This is a genomic window from Acinetobacter sp. C15, assembly GCF_013420645.1.
GTDB lineage: Bacteria > Pseudomonadota > Gammaproteobacteria > Pseudomonadales > Moraxellaceae > Acinetobacter > Acinetobacter indicus.
Map to the genome: position 1 here is coordinate 1 of NZ_VOXR01000061.1, position 10,358 is coordinate 10,358.

Sequence of the window (10,358 nt, forward strand, 5' to 3'; positions counted from 1 at the left end):
CATGAAATACGGTATTCTGATGTGACAAAACCTGAATCCTGGTCGTTAAAGTGTTTGTTTGCACTCATATTTTAACTGTTAGGACTCAGGTTTTTTTATTTAAAGCAAACTATGGGACAGCAGTGACATCAATGCCCGCTTTTTGATTATTTTTAGAATCAATTAAAAATCAAAGAAAGTTACTTCACCAGTTTCTAATGAATATTCTGCACCTACGACTTTCAGCTGCCCCTGTTCAATCAGGTTTTCTAACACTGCTGAACCATGACGTAGCTGATTGACTGAGGCAAACACATTGGAACGAACCGCATGTTTCGACAGCTTGGCCAAATCATTTTTCAGTTCAGTCTGCATCAGCGTTTCTACGGACGGGCGAACACGGTTCACAATTGACATCAGATTGGCAGATGGTGGACAGTCCGGGCACATCAAGGTATCAATGGTGGCCTGAATCGCGCCACAGTGACTATGGCCCAAGACCACAACCACGGCGCAGTCATAACGCTCTGCCGCAAATTCAACACTGCCGACCTGAGATGGCGCAACAATATTCCCTGCCACACGAATCACAAACAGATCGCCGAGTCCCTGATCAAAAACCATTTCTGCAGGTACACGTGAATCAGAACAACCGAGCACAATCGCAAAAGGATTCTGGTCTTCGGCCATCTCTGCACGTTGATGGTGGGTTAGTTGTTTCGGATGATTGGTATTGCCCGAAACAAAACGTTGGTTTCCTTGTTTAAGACGTTCTAAAGCCTCTTGAGCTGTGAGCATTCTTGTTACCACCAGTTTTTGAATTTTCAGCATTTTAATCCTCTGCCGGGGCAAAGTCACTTGCAAAAAAAATAGCTGATCAATTTTTATAAGATAAATTTTTTCAAATTTTCCTAAAGTAATTGCGATTTACATCACACTTCAAAAGCAGCACACCAACCCGGTCAAAAAACAGCTAGGTGACATTTTCTGCAAAGCCCTTACAATAACCAGAAACAGCATTTTCAATTCGACTTAAGGCGAAAATTTACACAATTCAAACAAGCCAAGCCGACGCCTATTTAAAAAATATTCTTGGGGATATCGTCAATGAAGCAGGATTCTTCGCGATTTTTGTCTTGGCCACGACTGGCAGTCCTGGCACTGGCACTGTCTGCGCCTCTGCTCAGCTCTGCCGCCAAACTCTCGCCTGAACAGCAGGTGGTGCAGCATTATTATCAGACTGAACGCCAGGCGGCGGGTCTGGTCTCGAAAAGCTTGAAAATTGGCAATATTACCTGGCGCTATAATGAAGGCGGCGATGTTAATCGGCCAACCATTTTGCTGTTACATGGCTTTGCCGGACACCGCGACAACTGGAACCGGGTGGCCAAATTTCTCACCCCGTCCTATCATGTGATTATCCCCGATTTACCCAATACCGGTGAAACCCAGAGTTCGGGCAATTTTGACCTGTCTGTACCGAGCATGAGCGCGCAATTGCGTCAGCTGGTAGAAACCTTGAATATTGCCGACAAGCTGAATATTGCCGGGCATTCTCTGGGTGGCTCTGTGGCAACGGTCTATGCGGCCCAATATCCGTTTGATACCCAAAGCCTGTTCCTGCTGAACAGTGCCGGTATTTATAAACACTCCAATACGCCTTATACCAAAGACCCGCTGTTACTGAAAAATCTGGTGGTCACCGCGCCGGGCGATTTAGACCATATTGCGCATCAGCTGATGCAAAACCCGCCGAAAGTGCCAGAGCAGTTTAAATCTGCCCAGGAAAAACTGTTAATTTCACGGGCCAGTCAATCCTTAAAATTTATTGATCAGATGGTAACCCTAAACCGGATTTATACCCCGGACAGCTTTGCCCGTCTCACCCGCAATATTGAAGCACCCACCCTGATTCTCTGGGGCAAGCACGATAAAATTATTAATGTTGAAGTGGCCAAAGAATTACAGGGCCTGTTTAAACGCGCGGAAACCCCGGTCATTTTAAATAATGTCGGTCATGTGCCAATGCTGGAAGCCGAACAGCAGGTGGTACAACATTATTTACCCTTCCTGGCCAAAACACAGAACCTAAAAAACCCGCTAGCTGATAAACTGATTCCTTTAAATTAAGTTCCAGAGATTGTATGCAGCAAAACCCGATGCTTGAGCAGTTGATTGAAGCTCATCTTGACTTTTTAGCACATGAGTTTTCTCAGCCTGAAACCGTACAGCAGGAATTTCTGCATTTTTATCACTGGTTCCGCAAGCAGCATCTGAAAGATCTCTGGAGCTGCGAACAGCTGAATGACCTGCTGCAAAAACAGATTCTGGACACGCCGGCCAGCGCCTTTCTGATTGAACAGATTGCAGAACACATCCGCTTTGCCCTGGTGCATCCGGTAAATGACAGCGCCAAAATTGCCGATGTCATTCCGGTACTGACCATTGATAAAATTGCCCAGTATGTGGCCAGCAAAAGTGGCCATCGTCAGCGTCTGATTAAAACCGTGGTCAGTAATCCGGCCTTTTCTGCAATGATCAGCCAGTTAATCCAGCACTCGATTCAGGATTATCTGGACAATTCACTGATTGCCAAAAGCGTGCCTGGCGTGTCGCGTTTTATGAAAATGGGCAAATCGGTACTGGAAACAGTGACCGATTCCAGTTTAGACAGTGCAGTCAGCGCCTATTTGCAAAAGAATATCTTAAAGCTTAGCCAGATGAGTGAATCGGTCCTGAACCAGCATTTTGATGATGACAAGCTCTATCATCTGCAGGCCAATATCTGGCACAAGATTAAAGACCTGCCTTTGTCGGTCTTAAAAAACTATATTGAAGTACAGGATCTGCCACAGACTGTGGCGCTGGGTCATGAAATCTGGGACTTTATGCGCCAGAGTGATTATTTAAAACAGCAGCTACATGATGGGGTACACGCCTGGTATGTCCGTAATCAGGAACGCACTTTTGACCTGTTATTGCGTGATCTGAATATCAATGAGTCGCTGATTCAGCATGAACTGAATGCCTTGCTGACACCGATTATTCAGCAGATGATTTCACAAGGTCATTTACGTGAACGTGCGCGTGTTTATTTAGAGAAATTTTATTACTCTGATACAGCACAGAGAATTTTAAATCCTGAATGATCTGTACTGTTGCGGCTTGCTCAAAATCTTTCAACTTGACAGTGAAATTGCCGTGGCACATTCAGGAATCACACGCCACGGCAAAGCTTGTTCGTGCATCCACATATTCATTTTTACTGCCATTTGTGGATGTTGCTGCGCCGCACATGGATGTACATAACCAGCCCAAACCATCACCATCAAAATCTCACTAAATTGTTGTGCAGAAATTTTTAACTTGCTGCGCTTCAAAATCTGCTGTGTGCTCATGGCATGTTGCGATAAACTGGACAGCACTTGTTCAAATAACGGCACCAGATCATGAAGCTGCCCCAACTTTTCATCCTGAGCTAATGACTGCCCTACAGGTGCTTGCGGTGTCAGGCAAAACAATTGCTGATCATAATAGGCACTACGCTGTGCTTGATTGAGTTTTTGCGCCTTTTTCACATACACATCTTGACGCTGCAAAGTATTACGTAAAATATCCTTACTGGTTTCTCGTAATGTGAGCACTGGCAACTGGTCTAACATACGTCTAACTTCAGGTGAAAATTCTAAAACGTCAATATTTTCAATGACACCTGCCCCAGCAATAAAGGCCAAACCTTGTTGTGCCATCAGGCGAATCATGTCCGCAGAATGTTGTGGCTGCCAATGCTGTGACAAAAAGTCATGGGCAATATAGCTGGGTTTATCTTGTGCCAATGCAGTTAAATCATCTGCCAGGCTTGGTACTTTTTCAAATAATCCACGTTGAGTTTGTGCCAAACGACGAGCAAAATGTACAGTCTGCGTTGCTTTGCTGGCAGAGTCTCCTGTCAAATGCTGTGACATCTCTAGCATCAACTTCTGTACTGAAGTGAAATGAGTCGCCCCCGGATGGCTCATATAACTACAATAAAAAATGCCATTGGGTTTGAGCAATTGGCTGACCAATTGAACAATTGCCTGCTGATGCTCCTGGGCGATCCATGACCATACACCATGCGTAACAATAAAATCAAAAGGTTCAAGTTGCTGAGTCAGTAGCTCAGAAAAGCTGGCATGAATCAACTCAATATTCGAGATATGTGTACGTTCAATACCTTCTTGGGCAACCAAGAGCTGTTGGGCATTAAAATCAACACCCACAAAATGACCTTGCGGATGTGCGGCGGCTGTTAAGTGCAAATGAATACCCATAGCACAGCCCAACTCTAAATAGCGAAAAGGTCGTTTTAGATCTGGCGCTTGTATACCCTGCTGCTGTACTACCATATTTAACCATGTCGGCATGGCTTGACGGTGTACAAAAGTTGGATATGGCACATCCACCACATATCCATCATGTAAGTTCATCATAGTCACTTATCTATTTAAATTGTATTCAAAACAACAAAAGCCCTATTTTATGGGCTTTTGCAGTCTAGCTAGCAATTAGAATTTTGTGGTGAAGCCTGCATAGTATACCGCAGGGTTACTGGTTCCATAATCAGCACCTGTATCCACTTTGACACCCGCAACGTTTTGTACGCCAGCACGGAATGTCAAATGATCATTAAACGTATAATTGGCACCTATATCTGCAGTGGTATATGCTTTGGCAAAAGTAGGCGTAGTGTCGCCAATTTGTAAGGATTGTTTCCCCAAATATTGTACTTTAGCGTGCAAGCTAAGCGAATCTGTTACGTCCCATAACAATGAACCATTTAACGTTAACTCAGGAGTTTCAAGTAGTGACTCACCTGTAGTTTTGTTCTCAGACTCAAGCATATAGGTCGCATTACCGTTAAAGCGTAAATAATCTGTTAATGGTAATTTAAAGGTTAACTCTAGACCACTTGTGCGTGCTTCACCTACGTTACGTTGCGTCGTATACCATACGCCACTTGGTGTTGAGCCTAAATAGCTATTTTGAATTAGATCTTCGATGTCACTTAAGAAGTAAGTTAATTCAACACCATAACCATCTTCTTCATAGCCCACTGCAAGTTCATAGTTCACACTAGTTTCTGGATCTAGATCTGGGTTGCCCAACATTTGGCAACCACCACCTGGATAGCCCAAAGGAATTAAAGAAGTACAACCCATTCCCATAGAACCCGTACTTGAGGTACCAGAACGTTCACGTAAATTTGGTGCACGGAAGCTACTTGATACACCACCTTTTACTGTCCATGCTTCTGACGGGTGATAAACAACATAGCCACGAGGAGAGAAATTACTACCATATTCTTCATCGTTATCTAAACGACCACCAAGGGTTAAAATAAAGTTGTCTTGCAAATGAATTTGATCTTCAGCAAATACCGACCATGAATAGTTATCTGGCTCTAAATCATTATTTGTTAATAGATTACCATTAACGTCTTCGCCTAAGTTACCCATATTGCTTGCGTTAGATACTTGCTCGTATTTGTACTGTGCGCCAACGGTTAAATCATTACGTTTACCAAAGATTTGACGTTCTTGGGTAGCTTTTAAATCCAGAACTGTTTCAAGTGCTTTAGTTTCAACTTTGTCATCATTTACAAATGATTGGTCATTGTTTTGGATTTCGTTATGGTACAAATCAATATTTGTAGTTAAGCCATTGGAAAATTGACCTTCATGACCAATTCCTAAGCCAAAACGCTCCATTTCATAACCGAATTGTTCGCCGGCAGTCTCTTCAGTTTCTGACTTATCATTACCCCAAGAGGCATCGAAATTTAGGGTTTGGTTATCTGATAATGCCCAAGTTAAACGGCCATTGACTGTATCAGCAGTAGAACCAGAGCCACCATCAGCCTCTTTGTCCGCAGCACGGTCAGTACGGTTCGCACCCAAACGGAAACCTAAGCTTTCTGTTAATGGACCCGCTAAAGTTGCGCCATAAGTTTTAGTATCACCACGTTGGCTTGTATCTGGCTTGCTGTAATTTACTGATACGCTGCCTGAGAGTTCATTCGGTACTTTTTTAGTAATGATGTTAATGACACCACCAACAGCTTCAGAACCGTAAAGCGTAGACATCGAACCACGCACAACTTCAATGCGTTCGATCATTTCTGGTGTAATCCAGTTTAAATCTTGATCGACTTTGTCTGGACGATGGCCCAACAAGGACTGGTTACCAATACGCTTACCATCTACCAAAATTAATGTATATTTGTCTGGCATACCACGGAAAGTGATTTTAGAGCCAGCACCTACGTTTGAATAACCACCTGTCACACCCGGTAAGTCACTTAAAACTTCGGCAATGCTATTAAATGGCTGGCGTTGAATATCTTCACTGGTTACCACACTAATAGATGCCGGTGCATCTTTCACGTTAACCTCTGTTCCACTGGCAGTGACCACAATCGTATTGAGTTTGACAGCATCAGATGTAGGAGCTTCAAGCGATGAAGTAGATTCTTGTTGTTCTTTAGCACTTGCAACTGATTGTACTTCAGCATGTGTTGAAACCATTGCTGAAAGTACTGCAAAAGCTAACGTCGATTTCAAAAACGGTGTGTTCATACTCTATTTACGCCCCAAAAGTAGATTTATGAAGAAATATTGATGGAATTGTGACGCATTGTATCAAATGTTACTCTAAATACAATTACTATTGATAATTATTATCATTATTAAATACAAATAAAAAAAAAGACCTCAATATTTGAGGCCTTTTTTATAAGCTAAATTTTATTCGCTACTTACTTGAAGTATGCACCTTCAGCCTGACTATGGTCAGTCTGGTCTACCACACGCATTAATTCAGGCACATGCTGTTTTAATGTGGTTTCCACACCCTGTTTCAGCGTGACATCAATCGCTGAACAGCCCTGACAACCGCCACCGAATTTCAGGATCGCGGTTAAACCATGTTCCGGATCTTCAACCACTTCCACCAAGGCACAGTTACCGCCGTGACCGGCAAGGCCCGGGTTAATTTCAGACTGTAATACGTAAGTAATACGCTCTTCGATTGAGGCATCCGGACCCACGCGTGGCACTTTCGAGTTAGGCGCACGGAAGGTCAGCTGGCCCCCAAAACGGTCTTTGTTGTAATCAATAACCGCATCCAGTAAATATGGAATAGACGGGGTGTCGATATAGGCCGGAAAATCCGGATAATCCTGCTTATAATCTGTTGGTACGACTTCTTCTGGCGCACTATAAGCCATACAACACTCAGCACGCGGCGTTCCAGGATTCTCAACAAAAACGCGCACACCAATCCCCGGTGTATTTTGCTTTGCCAATAAATCTTTTAAATACTCTTGAGCATTTGGGGTGATCAATAAGTTTGGAATCTCTTCTGCAACTGCAGTGCTGTGGTTCTCAGTCGACATAACAATATTTCCTCATGCTGAAGTTGCCATTTTAACTGAAGATGCGGGGGAATTAAAAAAATTCAACTAAAATTGTCGGAATTATCCTATGAAAGTTCTGTTTCATTTGTTTTTTAATGGCATTATGATCAGGAAACCCGAAAAGAAGAACATCTGTTTATGTTAGATTTACCGTTTAATCATACTGTTACGCTGATTGTGATTACAGCGATTATCTCCTTTATTGCTTTTTCCAAAGAAAAAGTCATGAACCGGTTGATTTTCTGGCCACCGGCATTGGAACGTGGTCAATATGACCGCTTCATTACTCACGGTTTTGTCCATGCCGATGGTACCCACTTGCTGTTTAACATGATTACCCTGTTTTTCTTCGGCAGTATTATTGAAAGCTTTTACCGTCAATATCTGTATGATCTGGGCTTTGTACTGTTTTATTTAGGCGGTCTGATTGCCGCAATTTTACCGAGTTATCTGAAACACAAAAATGATCATCGCTGGGCCAGCCTGGGTGCTTCCGGTGCGGTGTCTGCAGTACTGTTTGCCTATATCCTGTTTGAACCATGGAAACTGATTTTTGTGTTCTTTATTCCGGTTCCGGCAATTATTTTTGCGGTGCTGTATGTGGCCTATAGCATCTGGTCGGGTAAACGTGGCAATTCCAATATTAACCACAGCGCGCATTTGTGGGGAGCAGCCTATGGGGTGATTATCACCATCATGATTGAGCCGCGTTTAATTCCGCATTTCCTGAATAAACTTAGCCAGCTTCCGTTCTAAATTTGAGCAATCTGAAGCGCCTGCGGTATATTTTGACAACGCATAACTACAAATTAACACAGTATGCCGCAGCGGTTGGCGTCTAAAATTACTCGAATAATAACGAAGATGGAAGATGAGAGATGAAAAAGTTATTTCTGATTGCCGGCTGTTTACTGAGCTTGAGTGCCTGTGCCGTCCATACCCCAGAAGGCCGTTTGGTGATTGATCCTGACTCACGTATTTATGGCCATCCAGGAGATTTCTGCCCACCAGGTCAGGCCAAAAAAGGCCGCTGCTAAGCCCATTTTTCCATTTAGCCTCCAGAATGGAGGCTTTTTACTGCGTCCTCATAAACTGCAATTTCATTGGATAATTCATACAATTTTGGTAGTTAATGCCACCCCATCTCACAATTTGGCATAGATAATGTATACATCTGTATATTAATTTGCTTTCAAGCTGCGAGTTTTTGCATGTCCACATTAGACGGCCTACAATTTCCACATTTCGAAAACCAGAAACCCAGTACTTCACGCACAGGACGTGCGATTATTGCCGAGGCACTGGCCGGTGTTGCACCGCAACTGTCCCAGCAAACCCTGTCTGAAAAAAACTGGCGCAAACAGTATCCCAAATATTTTAAGGCGCTGGTCGAATACGGCATTCAGACCTGCCAGAACCCGATTCAAATTGCTGAACAGGGCCTGAATAAAGCACATGGCAGTTTCGAGTTTTATCGACATGGTCAAAAACATCTGCTGAAAGATGTGATGAGCCTCGATGCCCAGCCTTTGCACACAGTTAAAATCCAGGGCCAAAGCACGGCGGCGCCGGAATGGTATGTGCCGTATCAGGGACAGAAACTGCAAGGTCAGACACTGCTTGAGCAAATCCAGCGCTGGGAAGATGGCGGGATTATTGAACACAGTCATGCTCAAGCTTTACGTGCAGCAGTCGCTCATCCGGAATGGTTCGATTTATCAGACCGTACCATGGTGCTGTTTGGTGCTGCTTCTGAAGCTGGCCCCCTGACCTGGCTATCGAAATGGAAAGCCAATATTGTCGCGGTCGATTTACCCAATGCCCGGGTCTGGAACAAAATTCTAGAAACCGTGCAACAGGGTAATGCCACCCTGTATGCACCAGCGACTGAAGCGGTAGATGAAAACAGCACGACTGAGCTATTAAAAGAGCAGCTTGGCGCCAATTTACTGACTCAAACTCCTGAAATTGCCCAGTGGCTAACCCAGTTTGAACAGCAGCTGGATTTGGCTGCCATTGCCTATTTAGATGGTGAAAAACACGTGCGTGTGGCCATGGCGATGGATGCAATTATGCAGGCCGTCAGCACGCAAAAAGCCGATACCAGCCTGATGTTTATGTGCACCCCAACCGATGTCTAGGCAGTGCCTGCCGATGTGATTCAGGCCTCAAAAGACAAGTATCAGCAACGCTCGAAAGCCCAGCAACTGCTGACCCGTGGGGTTTCAACGGTCACGGCGCAACATTTCTTCCAGAAAAACCTGCATGATCTGGTGCATTCAGACAATGGACAGGATTACGGGATTTCCGACTGTCTGGTGGTGGAACAAGGACCGAACTATGCGCTGGCCAAACGTATTCAGCAATGGCGCGCCACCCTCGCCCGTCATCAGGGACAACGCGTCAGCATTAATATTGCACCATCAACCACGACCTATTCGGTGACTAAAAATCCGTTATTAAAAGCGGCATTTAATGGTGCCAGCCTGTTTGATGTAGAAGCTTTTGCGCCAGAAACCACCAATGCGATTATGGCCGCGCTCTGGATTCATGACCTGCGTAATCCACAGTCGGGGGCCAATCCGGAAGTGACTCTGAACCATCCTTTAGAGTTGATGATGGAAGGGGCCAACCATGGCGGTTTATGGCGTGTCGCATATTTGGCCCGTACTGCCCTGCCTTTTGCAGCCTTATATGGTTTTGCTACCGAGAAGCTGCCTAAAGGCTTACTGGCCAAGTTAAAGAAATAAGAGATTTTAATCTCTCTTCGATCGTTCCCTGTTCCTTAAAATGTAGTCAAACATACTCAAGGACTAATTCGCACTCTGTTAATGTCTTGTTGCCAAGCGTGTAACTAGAGCCTGAGTCGGTCAGTTCCGACTTGTAGCGGTCAGTCCGTTCTTGCAATATACGCTTTACAGTT

General features: G+C 44.2%; 8 protein-coding genes and 1 pseudogene. 5 read left to right on the plus strand and 4 right to left on the minus strand.

Annotation, left to right across the window (positions count from 1 at the left end):
- Positions 1–162 precede the first annotated feature (162 nt).
- Positions 163–777 carry a carbonic anhydrase gene (locus tag FTT63_RS14020; RefSeq protein WP_034598190.1) on the minus strand — a complete coding sequence of 205 codons (615 nt, stop codon included), beginning with the start codon at positions 775–777 and terminating at the stop codon, positions 163–165.
- 309 nt (positions 778–1,086) lie between these two features.
- Between FTT63_RS14020 and FTT63_RS14025 the strand changes: the two genes are divergently transcribed.
- The gene (locus FTT63_RS14025; RefSeq protein ID WP_005179410.1) at positions 1,087–2,109 is read left to right on the plus strand and encodes an alpha/beta fold hydrolase; all 1,023 of its coding nucleotides are present in this window, start codon (positions 1,087–1,089) and stop codon (positions 2,107–2,109) included.
- Positions 2,110–2,123: 14 nt separating this feature from the next.
- Positions 2,124–3,128: a hypothetical protein gene (locus FTT63_RS14030; RefSeq protein ID WP_180036482.1), complete on the plus strand. Its 1,005-nt coding sequence runs from the start codon at positions 2,124–2,126 to the stop codon at positions 3,126–3,128.
- A 30-nt stretch (positions 3,129–3,158) separates the two neighbouring features.
- Here FTT63_RS14030 and FTT63_RS14035 read toward each other — a convergent pair whose 3' ends face one another.
- The 3 genes from FTT63_RS14035 to nfuA all read right to left on the minus strand — a co-directional run bounded on the left by FTT63_RS14035 (position 3,159) and on the right by nfuA (position 7,414).
- Positions 3,159–4,451 carry a class I SAM-dependent methyltransferase gene (locus FTT63_RS14035; protein ID WP_180192431.1) on the minus strand — a complete coding sequence of 431 codons (1,293 nt, stop codon included), beginning with the start codon at positions 4,449–4,451 and terminating at the stop codon, positions 3,159–3,161.
- A 75-nt stretch (positions 4,452–4,526) separates the two neighbouring features.
- Entirely contained in the window at positions 4,527–6,596 is a 2,070-nt protein-coding gene (locus tag FTT63_RS14040) for a TonB-dependent receptor domain-containing protein (protein WP_180036484.1), read from the minus strand.
- A 179-nt stretch (positions 6,597–6,775) separates the two neighbouring features.
- Positions 6,776–7,414 carry a Fe-S biogenesis protein NfuA gene (nfuA, locus tag FTT63_RS14045; protein WP_005179419.1) on the minus strand — a complete coding sequence of 213 codons (639 nt, stop codon included), beginning with the start codon at positions 7,412–7,414 and terminating at the stop codon, positions 6,776–6,778.
- Between the two features lie 159 nt (positions 7,415–7,573).
- Here nfuA and FTT63_RS14050 point away from each other — a divergent pair, with 159 nt between their 5' ends.
- The 3 genes and pseudogenes from FTT63_RS14050 (at position 7,574) to FTT63_RS14060 (ending at position 10,185) form a co-directional block, all read left to right on the plus strand.
- Positions 7,574–8,191 (plus strand): rhomboid family intramembrane serine protease, encoded by a 618-nt coding sequence (locus tag FTT63_RS14050; protein WP_005179422.1) that lies wholly within the window; start codon positions 7,574–7,576, stop codon positions 8,189–8,191.
- A gap of 122 nt (positions 8,192–8,313) precedes the next feature.
- The gene (locus FTT63_RS14055; protein WP_005179424.1) at positions 8,314–8,472 is read left to right on the plus strand and encodes a hypothetical protein; all 159 of its coding nucleotides are present in this window, start codon (positions 8,314–8,316) and stop codon (positions 8,470–8,472) included.
- 174 nt (positions 8,473–8,646) lie between these two features.
- Positions 8,647–10,185: pseudogene (locus FTT63_RS14060) on the plus strand (hypothetical protein).
- Positions 10,186–10,358 lie beyond the last annotated feature (173 nt).

Bases quoted from the DNA above. Each gene is read 5' to 3' on its own strand.
- nfuA (WP_005179419.1), bottom strand. From the start codon at position 7,414: ATGTCGACTGAGAACCACAGCACTGCAGTTGCAGAAGAGATTCCAAAC.
- FTT63_RS14050 (WP_005179422.1), top strand. From the start codon at position 7,574: ATGTTAGATTTACCGTTTAATCATACTGTTACGCTGATTGTGATTACA.
- FTT63_RS14020 (WP_034598190.1), bottom strand. From the start codon at position 777: ATGCTCACAGCTCAAGAGGCTTTAGAACGTCTTAAACAAGGAAACCAA.
- FTT63_RS14035 (WP_180192431.1), bottom strand. From the start codon at position 4,451: ATGATGAACTTACATGATGGATATGTGGTGGATGTGCCATATCCAACT.
- FTT63_RS14055 (WP_005179424.1), top strand. From the start codon at position 8,314: ATGAAAAAGTTATTTCTGATTGCCGGCTGTTTACTGAGCTTGAGTGCC.
- FTT63_RS14030 (WP_180036482.1), top strand. From the start codon at position 2,124: ATGCAGCAAAACCCGATGCTTGAGCAGTTGATTGAAGCTCATCTTGAC.
- FTT63_RS14040 (WP_180036484.1), bottom strand. From the start codon at position 6,596: ATGAACACACCGTTTTTGAAATCGACGTTAGCTTTTGCAGTACTTTCA.
- FTT63_RS14025 (WP_005179410.1), top strand. From the start codon at position 1,087: ATGAAGCAGGATTCTTCGCGATTTTTGTCTTGGCCACGACTGGCAGTC.